Source organism: Cerasicoccus frondis, assembly GCA_031296915.1.
GTDB lineage: Bacteria > Verrucomicrobiota > Verrucomicrobiia > Opitutales > Cerasicoccaceae > Cerasicoccus > Cerasicoccus frondis.
On the sequence record JAVDPC010000042.1, the window covers coordinates 1 to 15,742 of the forward strand.

General features: G+C 57.3%; 13 protein-coding genes. 8 read left to right on the forward strand and 5 right to left on the reverse strand.

The features are described from left to right. Positions 1-87: 87 nt before the first annotated feature. Positions 88-783 (reverse strand): O-methyltransferase, encoded by a 696-nt coding sequence (locus RBB63_RS21795; protein ID WP_309387405.1) that lies wholly within the window; start codon positions 781-783, stop codon positions 88-90. A 66-nt stretch (positions 784-849) separates the two neighbouring features. On the opposite strand from RBB63_RS21795, the gene RBB63_RS21800 reads away from it, so the two are divergent. Both RBB63_RS21800 and RBB63_RS21805 read left to right on the forward strand, forming a co-directional pair. Then, the gene (locus RBB63_RS21800; protein WP_309387406.1) at positions 850-1,338 is read left to right on the forward strand and encodes a MarR family winged helix-turn-helix transcriptional regulator; all 489 of its coding nucleotides are present in this window, start codon (positions 850-852) and stop codon (positions 1,336-1,338) included. A gap of 653 nt (positions 1,339-1,991) precedes the next feature. Continuing rightward, positions 1,992-3,005, forward strand: a complete 1,014-nt coding sequence (locus tag RBB63_RS21805) for a LacI family DNA-binding transcriptional regulator (protein WP_309387407.1) — start codon at positions 1,992-1,994, stop codon at positions 3,003-3,005. A 27-nt stretch (positions 3,006-3,032) separates the two neighbouring features. Here RBB63_RS21805 and RBB63_RS21810 read toward each other — a convergent pair whose 3' ends face one another. After that, positions 3,033-4,295, reverse strand: a complete 1,263-nt coding sequence (locus RBB63_RS21810) for a hypothetical protein (RefSeq protein WP_309387408.1) — start codon at positions 4,293-4,295, stop codon at positions 3,033-3,035. A 114-nt stretch (positions 4,296-4,409) separates the two neighbouring features. Continuing rightward, positions 4,410-5,063 (reverse strand): endonuclease III, encoded by a 654-nt coding sequence (gene nth, locus RBB63_RS21815; protein ID WP_309387409.1) that lies wholly within the window; start codon positions 5,061-5,063, stop codon positions 4,410-4,412. Between the two features lie 117 nt (positions 5,064-5,180). Between nth and aspS the strand changes: the two genes are divergently transcribed. Then, positions 5,181-6,980, forward strand: a complete 1,800-nt coding sequence (gene aspS, locus RBB63_RS21820) for an aspartate--tRNA ligase (RefSeq protein ID WP_309387410.1) — start codon at positions 5,181-5,183, stop codon at positions 6,978-6,980. 212 nt (positions 6,981-7,192) lie between these two features. After that, positions 7,193-8,569: a sulfatase-like hydrolase/transferase gene (locus RBB63_RS21825; protein ID WP_309387412.1), complete on the forward strand. Its 1,377-nt coding sequence runs from the start codon at positions 7,193-7,195 to the stop codon at positions 8,567-8,569. A gap of 42 nt (positions 8,570-8,611) precedes the next feature. On the opposite strand, the gene RBB63_RS21830 is transcribed toward RBB63_RS21825, so the two are convergent. Continuing rightward, positions 8,612-9,421 carry a type II secretion system protein gene (locus RBB63_RS21830; RefSeq protein ID WP_309387413.1) on the reverse strand — a complete coding sequence of 270 codons (810 nt, stop codon included), beginning with the start codon at positions 9,419-9,421 and terminating at the stop codon, positions 8,612-8,614. Between the two features lie 171 nt (positions 9,422-9,592). Between RBB63_RS21830 and RBB63_RS21835 the strand changes: the two genes are divergently transcribed. Together RBB63_RS21835 and RBB63_RS21840 are read left to right on the forward strand one after the other, a co-directional pair. After that, a complete protein-coding gene (locus RBB63_RS21835) occupies positions 9,593-11,284 on the forward strand; it encodes a Na/Pi cotransporter family protein (RefSeq protein WP_309387414.1) in 1,692 nt (563 codons plus the stop codon). Then, positions 11,220-11,897, forward strand: coding sequence for a carbonic anhydrase (locus RBB63_RS21840; RefSeq protein ID WP_309387416.1), 678 nt, complete (start codon positions 11,220-11,222; stop codon positions 11,895-11,897). The genes RBB63_RS21835 and RBB63_RS21840 overlap by 65 nt, the downstream gene beginning before the upstream one ends. A gap of 58 nt (positions 11,898-11,955) precedes the next feature. On the opposite strand, the gene RBB63_RS21845 is transcribed toward RBB63_RS21840, so the two are convergent. Further along, entirely contained in the window at positions 11,956-12,717 is a 762-nt protein-coding gene (locus RBB63_RS21845) for an inositol monophosphatase family protein (protein ID WP_309387418.1), read from the reverse strand. A gap of 284 nt (positions 12,718-13,001) precedes the next feature. Between RBB63_RS21845 and RBB63_RS21850 the strand changes: the two genes are divergently transcribed. Beyond that, positions 13,002-14,651 (forward strand): cytochrome ubiquinol oxidase subunit I, encoded by a 1,650-nt coding sequence (locus RBB63_RS21850; protein ID WP_309387419.1) that lies wholly within the window; start codon positions 13,002-13,004, stop codon positions 14,649-14,651. Positions 14,652-14,666: 15 nt separating this feature from the next. Then, positions 14,667-15,686 (forward strand): cytochrome d ubiquinol oxidase subunit II, encoded by a 1,020-nt coding sequence (gene cydB / locus RBB63_RS21855; protein WP_309387421.1) that lies wholly within the window; start codon positions 14,667-14,669, stop codon positions 15,684-15,686. Positions 15,687-15,742 lie beyond the last annotated feature (56 nt).

Here is a 15,742-nt window from a genome sequence, read left to right on the forward strand (position 1 = left end):
GCGTCCACGTGTTTCCATGCAAAAGAGCATGAATGGGCTCTCCGAAAAAGTACAGCTTATTTTGAGATAAACTTCGCGGACACCACACTAGAGCCTTACCGACACCTCATGCCCACTGTGGCCCTTGTGGTCACCGGGCGTTAACAGCGGTGTGGAAATGTAGCCATTGTCGGCATGGCGCACATGCTCCAGGTAGCTGGCCGCGCCGTCGTGATCAGTGTTGTCTGAAACGATCAGGCACCCGGTCTTCATGAAGGGCTCCAGGAGCTTCACCACGCCCAGATACATCGACTTGTCGCCGTCCAGGAACAGCAAATCCACCTGCCCCGGCAGAGGCTCAAGCAACGTTTCCATGGCGTCGCCAACGCGGAAATCAATCAGATCCGCCAAGCCAGCGCGCGTCAGGTTGTCCTTCGCAGTCGCCGCCTTTTCGGGAATGAACTCCGTGGTGATCACTTGCCCGGCGCCATTGTCGCGCACCGCCGAAGCCAGGTAAATTGTCGAGATGCCGAACGAAGTGCCGAACTCGACCACTGTTTTCGCGCCTGTCGCGCGGATGAGTGAATACAGTAAATTGCCAAATGGCTGGTCGATCGGCATATACCGGTCCTTGGCGCGGGAAAAACGCTCAAAGGGCGTGAGCCCCTCTTGCCAGGGATTCGGCCGTGGAGTCGCGGTCGCGTGAAATTCGGCGTGTTGCGCCGCCGCATCGGCAAAGAGGGCTTCCAGAACTTCGGACGCCGGAGATGTGGTCAGGGTGCAGGCTGTGTGTTGAGTCTTCATTTCGCTCAGTTTGATTTCATTGTTTACTTTGCGGGCAATGCCCATTTTAGTTGACTTAGTAAACTAATGAAACGGCACAAAGTTGATAAAGTCAACAAACATTCGGCAAATATTGCCGAAAATGTGTTCGAGTCGATTCATGCGCTGATGCACGTGATTCGCTCGGAGCAGTATCGCGTACTCAGGGACAGCCCGTACAACCTGCGTCACATGGAGGGCAAAATGCTGGCGTTTTTCCATCATCACCCTGGAGCCACGCTGAGCGATTTGGTGGAGCGCACCGGCCGCGACAAAGGCCAGCTCGCCCGCACCATCAAGGAGCTGAAGGCGCAGGGCTTGGTCACCAGCGAGCCCGACCCGGATGACCGCCGCAGCCACCGCCTGTCACTCACCGAGGAAGGGCGCCGCATCCACGAATCCCTCATCGGGCAGCTCCAGCAGTTGACGCAAATTGCCGTTCGCGACCTCTCGGAGGCCGACTGCGAGCAGCTTCTCGCCCTGCTGCAACACGTGCGGGGGAATTTACAGGCGGAAAGCGCGGATTCGCACGCGTAAGCCATTGATTACCAAGGGCAATTAATAGTGAGAGCCACTCACTATTAAAATGCTCGCCCGTTCACTTTTAGCTTGGTCTTTTCCGCGCAACTGGTAGTATTCAGGTGATCACTTAAAGATGGGAGATTTACGCGTCTCCCCTCGATCCAATCATCACCCGAATCACTCACCGCCATGCACCCCACTCCCCTCCGCCCACACCCGCCATAGTGCGCGTGTAGTCCAGTCCATGTCCGCCAAACGCATTCGTTCGCGGCGCCCGGTTGGAATCGTTGAACAGGCCCATTCGCACAACCCTACTGGTGTAAACAGTTGGTTGGCGACGCCTGGAGATTTTAATGCTCCCCGCCCAACCGCACGCCCGATTATGCCAGCTTGCCTTTGACCCATTGACGTTTAGGCGCCCGACACAACGGGGCGCTGCAACCTGCGGTCGCCGCCAGTATTTCTGTTTTGCAGAAGCTCACGCCGCCGGAAGCCCACCACCTACGCCACCAGCCGGCGATTGGGCGGGCTTTTTGTTCTCTGACAGTCGCATAAATTCACCACACTCCCCCCCCCCCGGGCGCCCTGTTCGATGCTTCCGCCACGAAGTCAGACGCAAAGTGGATTAGCTTGCCAGCAGGCCCGCCAATCACTGAACTCGTTAAGTCGTGGCAAAGCAGAAAGCGCACACCATACGGGAATTGGCGGCCGCCGCAGGATTGAGCGTTGGGGCAGTTTCCTACGCGCTGCGGGGGCATCCCTCGGTGTCGCCAGAGACGAGTCGTCGAGTCCGTGCGCTGGCCGAAGAAATGGGCTACCAGCCTGACCCCCGGCTGACCTCCCTGATGGCGCAGATCCGCCGCAGCCAGAAACCCCGCTCGCGCGAAGTGCTGGCCTGGGTCTGGTTTTGCCCCAAGGAAGAAGCCGCAACCCCTTTCTACAGCCTGGTGTTTGACGGCGCCCGACAGCGGGCTGAGCGGCTCGGCTGCGTGCTAGAGCCGTTCTGGATTCAGGACAAAGATATCTCGCCGCACAAGTTACACAAGGCGCTGCGCACGCGTGGCATCTCAGGCGTCCTCCTCTCCCCCGCCAACCAATATGAGCCGATGACGCTGGACTGGGATTGGTCTGCCTTCGCCGTCGCGATTATTGGGATGAAGGAATGGGAGCCCGTGCTCCACCGGGCAGGCCACGACTACTACCGAAGCCTTTGGCGCTGCATGCAGCGTCTCAACGAGCTTAAAGCAGCGCGCCCCCTCTTTCTGCTCGACCAAGGCATGGACGAGCGTTTGCACCACATGCTCTCTGCAGGCTTTCGCGCCATGCATCCAGACCAGGAACACGCGCCTGACTTAATCCGCTTGCTCAGCCCTAATGTTCCCTTGAAGGAGTTGGCGATGCCCAGCGCACTCGCTCCGGATGCGGTGCTGACCACTGGCCGCCTCAGCGCGTGGGAATACGAGATCATCCACCACGCGTTGCCCAGCGTGAAGCACTGGATCACCATGAACTGGTCTGCGGAAAGCGTCGCGCCGGGCATTTGCACCCGGTATGACTTGATTGCAGGCGCGGCGGTCGACTTGGTCCTGGCCCAACTCCACCGCAACGAGCGAGGCACGCCCAATCCCGCTAAAGTCGTGCTACTGGAAGGCGAATGGCGGGAAGCAACATCCCCCCTTTGACGAGCAACACTGCGATCCGCAAACGGCCTAATCGTCGTAGCCAATCCGCATAAAGCGGGCCACTCCAGGAAGCATGCTTGAGGCGTCGCGCAGGGTGAGGGTCCAAGTACTGTCGCCGTTATTGACGGACGAGGCGATCGTCGCAACGGCGGAGTTACCCACTGACCACCCCCCACTGTAGCTCAGGGTCGCGGCAGTCAGGTTGGCTGGATCGCCGCCGGTCTGAACCGTGTAATTCAGGTCGTCGTCGTTCTGTTGCAGCGTGATGCTGAGTTGGGCGTATTCGCTGCCCGAAACCGTGGTCGTGTCGATGGAACCAGTTGCGCCAGCATCATAAGTCAACGGGTCCTTTGCCAAGGCGTATTCATTGTAATTGTCGAGGCCATCGTCATCGCTGTCTTCGTCCGGCGGGTATTGCGAGATGTCCGTTGAGCCAAATGCGGTCGCAGCCCAAGCGCCATAGCCACTCGGCACACTGAGGCCATCGTAGGCGTCGATAATCGCTTGAATTTCCGCGTCATAATTACCGACATAAGTCGCGCCACTGACGCGGTTAGCGCCCGTCGAGCCAATGAACCAGTTGATGCCGATGATAGTCAGTTCCCCGCTTCGCACCTGGAGCATCGGGGCGCCGGAATCCTGGTCTTCCAATTGAGCTTCATAGGTGAGGTAGCCGATTTGTCCTGAGCTGTTTTGGATGGTGAAGATTGCGTCCCCCGTCGCATCTTGCTCACTGCTTTTACCGGGCACCTCGTAATCGAGCTCGTAGCCCGCAATCCGATTTTGCCCAATAGCGGTGTCGAGCGCAACGTTGGGTGAGCTAGCCGACACGCCGACCAGAAACATCTGCTGATTATACAGCCCCGAACTGAGGAAGGCCGCGTCGTTTTGCACGTTGTTCGTCATAAAGGGCAACGGCTCGTATTCTACCGGCAAGGGCTCATTAAGCACCCCCACCCACAGGTCCGTTTCCCCAATGCGTTCGCCAGCGGAGACGGTCCGTGTCTCGCTGGCTCCCGTGGCGTCATTACTCGCATAGAACGTAATGCTGTTGCCCACGAGAGGATGATAATGGTTCGCGCAAAGGATGACATTGCTACTGACCAACGTGCCCCAGCGAGCGCCACTCTTGCCAATGGCCGAAAGGTTGTAAGCATCCGCAATGAAGGCGTCGTCGTTGGTAAAGCGGTCGTTGGTCGCGTCGGTGAAGTTATCAATGGTGATGTCTGCCGACAACGCCAAGATGCTCAGCGACCAAGCCGCCAAGCTCACGAGGAGGGGATTTTTCACGCTCACCATCTTAACAATCGTCTAACTTGAGGCAATGCTTTGCCTACTTGATCGGCGATCACTGCACAGGGCTTAACCCCAAGGCTCTGCGATGGTTGCAACTTAACACGGATTTTACGCTTTGCGCGTGGCCTTCGCGCGTTTGCGGTCGGGGTAGACGGTTTGGCAGATTTCGCAGATGGTTCCATCGCAGCCACGGGCGGTGCAGTGCTCTCTACCGTAGTAGATGATTTGCAGGTGCAGCTTATTCCAGCGCTCAACGGGGAAGATGCGCTTCAGGTCTTTTTCCGTCTGAGCGACGCTTTTGCCCGACGTGAGCCCCCAACGTTGAGCCAGGCGATGGATGTGCGTGTCGACGGGAAAACTCGGCACGCCAAAGGCCTGCGCCATCACGACCTGCGCCGTCTTATGACCAACGCCGGGCAATGCCTCCAGCGCGTCGATATCGGCTGGAACCTCCCCCCCGTACTGATTAATCAGGATTTCCGAGAGCCCGTGAATCGCCTGGGCTTTGCGGGGAGCAAGCCCGCAGGGGCGGACGATCGCGTTGATCGCATCCACGCTTTGCTGAGCCATATCGGCAGGGTTATCGGCTAGCTCCCACAGCGCAGGGGTAGTCAAATTGACGCGTTTATCCGTACACTGCGCGGAGAGCAACACGGCCACGAGCAGCGTATAAGGGTCTTTGTGATCAAGGGGAACAGGCGTCACGGGGTAGAGCTCCTCGAGACGCTGGTTAACATAGGCTGCGCGTTCGGTCTTGGTCATGGTGAAATGGGTTAGCCTGCGGGGCGCCTTAGTTTAATCAATGCTGAATAGGCTGTCTTTCGCCCGGAATCTGTTTGCAATGGGCGGCGGTCTCTGCCTACTTAGCGGGCTTTTCCCATGAAACGGACCCATACATGCAGCCAGTTGAACCAAGCCAACGCGGACGAATCCGTCACCCTGATCGGGTGGGTGGAGTCGGTGCGCGACCACGGCGGCGTTCTCTTCGTTGACCTGCGCGACCGCGCCGGGTTGACCCAGATTGTGTTCCACCCCGATTACCCGGAAATCCATGAAATCGCCGGCCGTCTCAAGGACGAGTCCGTCATTCAGGTCACGGGTATCGTCAAACTGCGCGAGCCGTCGACCGTTAATCCGAATTTGCCGACCGGCGAGATCGAAGTCTCCGCGCGCGAAGTCATCGTCCACAACATGTGTGAGACGCTGCCCTTCCCGCTGGAAGACGCCAAGGCCGAGAAGGTCAATGAAGACCTCCGCCTGCAGTATCGCTACCTCGACCTGCGCCGCCCGAAGATGCGCGAGATGATGACCATCCGCTCCAAGGCGACCAAGTCCTGCCGCGACTATTTGGCCGACAACGAGTTTCTCGAAATCGAAACTCCGGCCATGTTTAAGTCGACTCCGGAAGGCGCGCGCGAGTTCCTCGTGCCGAGCCGCCTGAACCCGGGCGACTTCTACGCGCTGTCCCAGAGCCCGCAGCAATACAAGCAGATGCTGATGGTGGCCGGTATGGAGCGCTACTACCAGGTAGCCCGTTGCTTCCGCGACGAAGACCTGCGCGCCGACCGTCAGCCCGAGTTTACCCAGATCGATATCGAGATGAGCTTCATCGAGCGCGAAGACATGTACGCGCTGATCGAAGGCATGCTCCAGAAGATGTGGAAGGACGTGCTCGACGTCGATGTGCCCACGCCGTTCCCGCGCCTGACCTACGTTGACGCGATGAACCGCTACGGCTCCGACAAGCCCGACACCCGTTTCGACATGGAAATCGTCGACCTCTCCGAAGACCTCAAGGACACCGACTTTAAGGTGTTCTCGTCCGTCATCAAGGGCGGCGGCGTGGTCAAGGCGGTCAACGCTAAGGGCCTCGGCGACATTTCCCAGGGCGAAGTCAAGGCAATGGAAGACGTGGCCAAGAGCCTCGGCGCCAAGGGCCTGGCCTACATTGTTGTCCGTGGTGACGACGTCAAGGAATGGCGCTCGCCGATCATCAAGTTCTTCAGCGAAGACGAGCTCAACGCGCTCAAGACCAAGATGAACATCGAAGACGGCGACCTGATTTTGTTCGCTGCCTCCAAGTGGGAGCAGGCTTGCTCGATCCTCGGCCGCATCCGCCTCGAGTCCGCCCAGCTCCTTAAGAAGCGCGGCAAGCTCGAGATTTCGGACAGCCAATACAACTTCCTCTGGGTCGTGGACTTCCCGCTCATGCTTTTTGATGAAGACGAAGGCCGCTACGTCGCCGCGCACCACCCGTTCACGGCGCCGCACCCGGAAGACATCGACAAGCTGGACACGGACACCAAGAACTGCCGCTCCCAAGCCTACGACGTCGTGCTCAACGGCTCGGAAATCGGCGGTGGCTCGATCCGTATTCACCAGCCCGAGCTGCAGGACCGCGTTTTCAAGAACGTGCTCCAAATGCCGCAGGACGTCATCGAGTCGCGCTTCGGCTACATGATCAAGGCCTTCAAGTTCGGCGCCCCGCCTCACGGTGGCATTGCACTCGGCCTCGACCGTCTCGCTGCGATCCTCGGCAATGCCAAGTCCATCCGCGAAGTCATTGCGTTCCCCAAGACCCAGCGTGGTCAGGACCTGATGACCATGGCCCCCGGACCGGCAACCGACAAGCAGCTCCGCGACCTCCACATCGCCGTCACCAAGCTCGACCAGGACTAGGGCGCAGCCTTAGGACTCTCGATGCTTCGCATCGCGATTGCCGCAATGCGGCAATGACTGGATGCAACGGCACGTTGCAACCGCGTATCCGATTGGGTGCGCGGTTTTTTGTTATATTTGCGGACGATGGGGTGATCGATTAATCACGACGCTTGCATTACTGAAAATGATCTCCCAAGCTGGACTTTTCCTCCTCGAAAACAACCCCCATCATGCAACCGAATATCATCGTCTTCTTCACCGACCAGCAGCGCTGGGACACCCTCGGTCTCAATGGCAACCGTGCTGGCCTGACTCCCAATTTCGACCGCTTCGCCCGGCAGGGAACCTTTTTCAAACAAGGCGTGACGCCACAGCCCGTCTGCGGTCCGGCCCGCAGTTGCCTGCAAACAGGCCAATACGCGACAACCACTGGCTGTTACGCAAACGGCATAGATCTGAGCGAAGATTCCCCCAAGCTAGCCGAGTTATTCGCCGAGGCCGGGTATCGCACCGCCTACTTCGGCAAATGGCACCTGTCTAACAGCACCGGTAAACAGGCCGTGCCTACCCACAAGCGCGCCGGGTATCAGGACTGGCTGGGCGCCAATACCGTGGAGACCACCAGTGGCCCCTACTCGGCCCGGCTATGGGACACCGACGACAACGAAGTCCAACTACCCGGCTACCGCTCCGACGCCCAAACCGACGCCATGATTCGCTATTTGGGCGACCGGGCTGCTGAGCCTAAAGATGCGCGCCAGCCCTTCCTGCTCTTTCATTCCTACATCGAGCCGCATCACCAAAACACCGATGATTCTTACCCCGCGCCACGTGGTTACGAAGAACTCTACCGCGACGCGCCCCTCCCCCCTGACCTGCTCAAGCTGGGCGGATCGGCGCCCCAGCACTGGCCAGGCTACTGCGGCATGATTAAGCGTTTGGACGAATCCCTCGGACGCCTGATGGACGCGCTGGAATCAACCGGCTTGGCGGAGAACACCATCGTCGCCTTCATCAGCGATCACGGCTGCCACTTCAAGACGCGCAATGCCGAGTATAAACGCTCCCCGCATGAAGCCTCGATTCGCGTTCCCTTCGCGATCTGGGGGGGACAGTGGAACGGCGGAGGAGAACGCCAGGAGGCCGCCAATCTGGTGGACCTGATGCCCAGCCTGCTCGACAGCGCGAACATCGCCATCCCCGAGAGCGTGGAAGGACGTTCCTTGCTGCCCTTGACCCGTAATGAGACAGCAGGCTGGCCGGAAGAAACCTTTATCCAATTTGGCGATGGCGGCATGCCCATTGGCCGCGTCATTCGCACCAATCGTTGGAAATACGCAGTCACCGCGCCTGAGGAATACAAGGGCAAAGCAGACTCGCCAACTTACACGGAAAGCCAGCTTTATGATTTGCAGACCGATCCCTATGAATTGGCTAATCTAGTGGACTTCGAGAGCCATGCTCCAGTCCGGGAAGCCATGCGCCGTCGTCTACTGAGCTACATCCAAAAGATCGAGCGCCAAACGCCATCCATTGAGCAAGCGCCACAGCGCCACGGGGGGCAGAGAACGATTGAATACCCGAATTCAAGCATAGCCAGCTACTAATCCGCAAAGGCGTTCCAGCAGTTAACTGCTTTCAGGACGCGCCTAGCGGGGAGGTGGTTTGCCACCACCGCCACCAGGCTTACCTCCGCCTGGCTTGCCGCCACCGGGTTTACCCCCGCCGCCGCCTTGGCCACCGCCTTGACCCGATCCTCCACCTTGGCCTTGGCCGCCGCCTCCGCCGCCTTGGCCGGGAGTATGGTCGTTAAAATAATCCAGTGGCACCGACTGGACGCTACCATCGAAAAACCAAGCAAGTCGGTTATCCCCATAAAGCGGCTCTGCGGGCATTCGGTTAGCGATATCAGCCTTTACAAAAGGCAACTGCGCATCCGCCTGAACGAACCCCCATTCATTGGTTAATACGCTAAAGCTTTTAGGCTGCGCGCCCCTGGGGCCTTTTTCCGAGCTTCCCCAAGGTTTAAAAGGGGCGCCAGTTTTCAAACCCATTTGCATATTGAGCATGAAAGCGATGATATGCGTGGACTCCATGTGCGACATCACTTCTTCGCACCCAGGCGTCAGAAAAGCCGGCACAAGCGTCAAGCCGACCCCCTCATTGACGTCCAAATAACTCGCTAACAAGGTCGCCAATTGGTCCTGCCCGTCAGGGTCAGGATTATAAGCAGTTTGCTGATATGGCCGCAACGGTCCTGGCAATATGTTATTGTTTTGCTGAGTGTACATCAGGACAGCCGAACCAATCGAACGCATTTGCGAAGTCGCCGCTGATCGGTTAGCCTGCTGCTTCACATTACCAATTGAGGAAAAGAGTATCGAGCCCAGTATGCCAACAATGGCGATAGCGGTCAAAAGCTCGATTAAGGTAAACCCTCCTCTGTAATGCGCCTGCATATTCATTAATCGTTAATTAGCAATCTTGCTGCCAACTATGCAAAGCGCTATACATTTTAGCCAGTAAAAAGGACCGAGCAAAAGTCCTCAGGACATAAGTAAATCGTTAATCTTGCATTAATTTTACTGGACTTGCGACGAAGGACAAAAGCCTCCATATCTCGTGCGTTTATGCAAGTCGACAACATCATTGGGGGAACTTTGGCCGGGCTTGGGTTGTATTTTTTGGGCGTAGGGGGCATACGGTCCAGCCTACAGCAAATACCGGGCATCAAATTTCGAGAGCAGATTGGGCGCGCCACCGCACACCCTATTCGGGCGGCCTTTACGGGTTTTACGCTGGGCACTGTCACCCAAACTTCGATTGGAGTGGCTGTCATCCTGGCCGGGCTCATTTCACGAGGGCTGACCACCGTCCGCCAAGCCCTGCCCCTGATCGCCTGGTCGAATCTGGGGCTGGTCACCCTCGTCTTCATCAATTATCTGGAAGTGCATGTGCTCGCAATGTTCTTGGTGGGCATCGGAGGCATCTGCATCAACTTCAAGCTGGGCGGTCGTTTTCAAGGCCTGTTCCCGCCTTTATATTCCCTGGGCCTGACACTGGTTGGGCTCTGGCTGTTGAAGACCTCGCTCACGGAGTTAGCCAATCACCCACAGTTCGACGACTTCATTCAGTCGCTACCCGCCATGAATCTGTTGGCGTTCCTGTTTGCCGTTTTGCTGCGCATCCCGGTTCAATCGACCTCTGCTGTGGCGCTGATTGGGATCATCATGTACAAGGCAGGCATTTTCACCGAAGACCAGGCGTTGCTAGGGTTTTACGGCACCGCGATTGGCACTGCGGGGGCCGCCTATTTTCTCACCGCGCATTTTCGAGGAGAGATGCGGCAAGTAACGTTGTTTGAGGCAGCCATCAACCTCATCGCTGGCCTGATACTGTTAGCATTTTTCTACGGAGAGCGGCTGAGCGGCGTACAACTGTTTCACAGCTACCTCCAAATGATGCCTGGTGGAGTTGAGCTGCACCTGGCTCTGGCGTTTCTGTTTCAACAACTGCTCGTCGTCGCCGTCGCCTTTGTCTTCATGAAGCCGATCTTGAAATACATCAACAAGACTGCGCCGCGCACTGTCGCCGAAGACCTCGCCCACCCACGCTATATCCACGACCAAGCCGTCTATGACGTGGAAACCGGCCTGCAACTGGCGCGTCAGGAAATTAGTAATGTGGTCAAGCGCCTCCCCCACTATTTGGCCTGCGTCCGGGAAGAGGGTGAATCCGGCCCCACAAACTCCATCGACGTCTGGCACAATTCATCCCTGGCCATCATTGAGGAATTGGACTCGTTCCTCGGAGCAATCGCCACACGCCGCGTCAAGAGCACTGAAGCGTCTTTGGAGCTGCTTGACGTGCAGCGTCAGCTTGACCACTTGATCTCGGTCGAAGAGACCATGACGCGATTCGTTAAAAGCCACAGCGAATTGAGCAAAATTGAATCCCTCAGAGGCCTGTCGGTTAACCTGGCGGAGTCTCTGGATGCGGTGCTAGTCAGCATGCTGGAAACATCCCCCAAAGATCCGGAAGACCTCGCGCTCATTGCCCAAATAACCGCGACTCCAGGCTCCCGCGCAGAGGCGCTCCGCCAGAAATACTTGCGTGAACTGGATTCACTCACCCATGATGCACGCGCATTGGCGATCCGTACGATCACCCGGCATGAACGCATCATTTGGGCCATCAACGAGTGGGCGAACTGCCTGCTGGCCGACCTACAACACAAAGCTACGAAACACGATACTCATGACATCAGAGACACCGACCTCCGCCCTGCAGAAGATGCTGACGGACAACCAGTCCTTCGCTGAAGAACTGCCTCCCGGACAACTCGACAGCATCCAATACGAGCAGAATCCCTACATCACGGTCCTCACCTGCTGTGACTCCCGCGTGCGTATCCGCGCCTTCCTGGCTGACCCGCACCCGACTGATAACGTCTTCGTGATTCGCAACGTGGGGAACCAGCTTGCCGTGACCAGTGGCTCGGTCGACTACGGCGTACGCCACCTGAAAACGCCTCTGCTGCTCATTCTCGGGCACACCCGTTGCGGCGCAATCAAAGCCGCGAGCACGGACTACCGAAAGCTCTCACTCCACCTCGTGCAGGAGCTGAATGGCCTGCACATTCCAGTGCGCGACATCGACCCGGAGGGCGACGACGAGATGGAGTGGCTGAAGGCCGTCGAGCGCAATGTCCACTACCAGATGGACCTCGCAATCCAGCGATACGCAGCGGATATTGCAGCCGGTACGCTGGCCATCGTTGGCTGTGTTTACGACTTCGCTAACCTCTACAAAAAGGGCGTTGGCCGCACGGTGCTGCTCAACGTCAACGGCGAATCCAACCCGGACGTCTTCATGAAGTCCGAGCCCATGGTCTCAATCCCCCAAGAGCTAGTTCAATCGGTGCTGCCTAAATGAGCAACCCGCCCAACGCTTTCAAACGCATGCCTTAACTGGCATGCGTTTTTTTTGCTCCCTAAGCGGGTAGCCACTCTTTACGGCCGCCGACCCACACATTGTAGGCGAAAGGCTTGTTGTTCTTGGATGGCACGACGGAGACCGTGGCGCCGCTGGCCGCCGCCAAAGCGAGGCCGCCAGCAATGTCCCAGAGGCGAATCGTGTCCTCGGTGTAGACATCCATCCGGCCAATGGCCACATAGGTCAACGCCAACGCAGCGCTGCCGATCATGCGTATTTTCTGAAAGCTCTGGACGTCCTTGATGAAGCCGCGAAGCGCGGTGTCGCCGTAATCCCGGCCATGCGGGAAGCCCGTGCAAAGCACCGCATGCTGCTTTTCTTCGGGCCACCATGGTGTCAGCGGTTTACCGTTACAGGTGAGGCCCCAACCGGCGGCGCCAGCAAAAAGCTCATCCGCATTGAAATCATAGACCACGCCCACAACCGGCTTCATGCCACGCATCAGGCCAATGGAGACACAACAGGCTGGCAGCCCCCGCAAGTAGTTATAGGTGCCGTCCAACGGATCAACGACCCAGTAAAGCTTATCCTGTGAAGGCAGGCTTTCGTCCCCCCCCTGCTCTTCGCCAATGATCGGTAAGCCGGTTGCCTCGGAGAGCATCTGGCGAATGAGCTTCTCGGACTCGACATCGGCCTTGAGCTTAACGTCTTTGGCGTCCTGGAAATTGACGGACCGCAGGTCGGCGCCTTCGGCCAGAATGGCTCCAGCGGCGCGGGCGGCTTCAGTGGCGATTTTGAGATAATCGGGCTGTTCGGGCATGTCCGCGGAGTTTGGGGAATGCCTCGCCGTGGGCAACGTAAATTAATCAGGACTCAGGTGAGCAGATAGTTTTAACCACGGAGAGCACGGAGGGACGGTGTTCGTAATGTGCTCCCAACCTCCGTGCTCTCCGAGGTTGAATATCCGCATCCTGCACGAATGCCTCACGCGTGCTGATTTTAGCTATAAGTTCCGCAACTGGTTCGACGTCACCGCATTGTAATGAAAAAAGTTGCCGATTATGCGTGAGTTTGGCGCGAGGTTGGCTTTAATCATGAGCCTGCATGGACGTCGAGATACTTTCACGAATCCAATTCGCCTTCACGATTGCTTTCCACTACATTTACCCGCCGCTGAGCATCGGCATTGGGTTGCAGTTGGTATTGATGCAGGCCTTTTGGCTTAAAACACGCAACCCGCTCTACCATAACATGGCGCGCTACTGGACGCGCGTCTTCGGACTCACCTTCGCCATCGGCGTCGCCACCGGCATCGTGATGGAGTTTGAGTTCGGCACGAACTGGGCCACCTACTCGCGATTCGTAGGGGACATCTTTGGCAGTCCACTCGCCATTGAGGGTATTTACGCGTTCTTCCTGGAGTCTGGTTTTCTGGCGATCCTGTTGTTTGGCTGGGACAAAGTCGGGCCGAAAACGCACTTTTTCGCCACCTGCATGGTCTGCCTCGGCGCTCACTTTTCTGCCGTTTGGATTCTCGTCGCCAACTCCTGGATGCAGACTCCCGCTGGCTTCCACCTGGCCAAAAAAGTCAAGGAAACCGCCGACGGCGTGCAGCACTCTTTTAACGCCGACTTGGGCGACGTAGCCTACACCATCAAGGAAGTGCCTCTGCCCGAAGGCTACATCGTCAAGGAAGAGGACCTGACGTCCATTCGCGCGGTGATTGATAACTTCTGGGACATGGTCATGAACCCCTCGACTCTTGATCGCCTCGCGCACACCATTATTGGTTGCTGGCTGGCTGGCGCATTTCTGGTCGTGAGCATCAGTGCGTATTACCTGATCAAGAAGCGCCACGTTAAATTTGCCAAAACCTCGTTGAAGTTCGGACTCGCCGTCGGTTGTTTTGCGTCACTGCTGCAACTCGTGAGCGCCGACTCCACCGCCCGAGGCGTCGCGGATAATCAACCCGTCAAGCTGGCGGCCATTGAGGGTCTACAGGAGTCGACCACCGAAGCGCCGCTGGGCATTGTCGGCTGGGTCACCTGGAATAAGGATGCGGACGGAAACATCATTGGCGTCAACGAAAACTCCATCAAGATAAAGGGCCTGCTCAGCATCCTGGTGGACGGCGATTTCCTCCACCCGGTCGAAGCCAGCAAAACCATGGTCAAAGGCCTTGAGGACCTGCCCAGTGATGAATTTATCCTGGCGCGACACCCTGGCGCTTCCCCCGAAGAGATCAAAAAGATCCGGCCCGAATATTGGCCAAATGTGCCCGTCGTTTTCCAAACTTACCACCTGATGATCGCCATGGGCATGGGCCTGATCGGCGTTTCTGTGCTCGGCTGCCTATTATGGAAAACCGGTCATCTCTGGAAGACCGACATTAAGTGGGTGCAGTGGTTCTTGTGGATTTTGGTGTTCTCAGTGTTCATGCCGCAAATAGCCAATCAAGCTGGTTGGTTTACCGCCGAAATGGGACGCCAACCGTGGATCGTTTACAACATCCTCCAAACCAGCGATGGGCTTTCCAAAGCCGTCGTCGCCCGACAGGTTTTGAGTTCGCTGATCATGTTCGCCTTTGTCTACACGCTGCTGTTCCTGGTGTTCATCTACACGCTGACGAAGAAGATCCAACACGGTCCGAAGGATGACGAGTCGATCCAAATCCTGCCGGAAAAATGGCGCCCGATGGCGCTCAAGGGCGGTCGCCAAACCGCCCCCACCGACGCCGACAACCCGAACGCCTAACCGGAGACTGCTGCTATGGATTTAAATACTATCTGGTTCATTCTGGTCGGCGTGCTCTTCACCGGCTACGTGATGCTTGACGGCTTCGATCTCGGCGTGGGCATCCTGCACCTTTTCGATAAGGACGACACCAACCGCCGCATCCACCTAAACGCCATTGGCCCAGTCTGGGACGGAAATGAAGTTTGGCTCGTCACGGGGGGTGGAGCGCTCTTTGCCGCGTTCCCTGAAGTTTACGCCACCGCGTTTTCCGGCTTTTATGACGCGTTCATGTTGCTGCTCTGCGCATTGATTTTTCGTGCGGTCGCCATCGAATTCCGCAGTAAGGAGCCTTATAAGCTCTGGCGCAAAAGCTGGGACATCGCTTTCGCGGGCGGCAGTTTCCTGTCGGCGTTTTTAATCGGCGTCGCCATGGGTAACATCACTTGGGGCATTCCGCTGGACAAACATCATGAATACACCGGCACCTTCCTGACGCTGATTCATCCCTACTCACTCTTCCTCGGGGTGACGACCGTCGCACTGTTCGCCATGCACGGGAACATTTACCTGATCCTTAAGACCGAGGGTGAGCTCCAAGCCAAGCTCCGCCGCTGGATCAAAATCACCATCCCAATCTACGTGGTGTGCTTTCTGATTTTCAACTTTTGGACGATCTACGCCTGCCCACACATTCAACACGCCATCGTGGGCCGCATCCCGGTATTAACCGTCATCGCCTTGTTGGCAGTGTTAGCCGTGGGGGCCATTCCGCGCGAAATTCACAAAGGGCGCGAAGGGCGGGCGTTCATTTTCTCCTGCGCACAAATGGCGTTTCTCATGATGCTCTTCGGCGCGAGCGTCTACCCCAACATGATTTTCTCCAACCCCGAAATCGCCAACAGCCTAAATATTTACAACGGCTCGTCGACCCAACAAACACTCGGCTTCATGCTGTGGGTGGCGATCATTGGCGTGCCGATCGTGCTGACTTACACGGGCTGCGTTTATTATATATTCCGGGGTAAGGTAAAGTTGACTGAAGAAAGCTATTAGATGGCATGCGGCTAGCTTAGTGCTCGCAATGAATCTTTTTCATACTCACAATCCGT

Excerpts from the sequence above, each read along its gene's own strand:
- cydB (WP_309387421.1), top strand. The coding sequence starts at position 14,667 with ATGGATTTAAATACTATCTGGTTCATTCTGGTCGGCGTGCTCTTCACC.
- RBB63_RS21840 (WP_309387416.1), top strand. The coding sequence starts at position 11,220 with ATGACATCAGAGACACCGACCTCCGCCCTGCAGAAGATGCTGACGGAC.
- RBB63_RS21845 (WP_309387418.1), bottom strand. The coding sequence starts at position 12,717 with ATGCCCGAACAGCCCGATTATCTCAAAATCGCCACTGAAGCCGCCCGC.
- RBB63_RS21795 (WP_309387405.1), bottom strand. The coding sequence starts at position 783 with ATGAAGACTCAACACACAGCCTGCACCCTGACCACATCTCCGGCGTCC.
- RBB63_RS21830 (WP_309387413.1), bottom strand. The coding sequence starts at position 9,421 with ATGCAGGCGCATTACAGAGGAGGGTTTACCTTAATCGAGCTTTTGACC.
- RBB63_RS21835 (WP_309387414.1), top strand. The coding sequence starts at position 9,593 with ATGCAAGTCGACAACATCATTGGGGGAACTTTGGCCGGGCTTGGGTTG.
- RBB63_RS21800 (WP_309387406.1), top strand. The coding sequence starts at position 850 with ATGAAACGGCACAAAGTTGATAAAGTCAACAAACATTCGGCAAATATT.
- RBB63_RS21850 (WP_309387419.1), top strand. The coding sequence starts at position 13,002 with ATGGACGTCGAGATACTTTCACGAATCCAATTCGCCTTCACGATTGCT.
- nth (WP_309387409.1), bottom strand. The coding sequence starts at position 5,063 with ATGACCAAGACCGAACGCGCAGCCTATGTTAACCAGCGTCTCGAGGAG.
- RBB63_RS21825 (WP_309387412.1), top strand. The coding sequence starts at position 7,193 with ATGCAACCGAATATCATCGTCTTCTTCACCGACCAGCAGCGCTGGGAC.
- aspS (WP_309387410.1), top strand. The coding sequence starts at position 5,181 with ATGAAACGGACCCATACATGCAGCCAGTTGAACCAAGCCAACGCGGAC.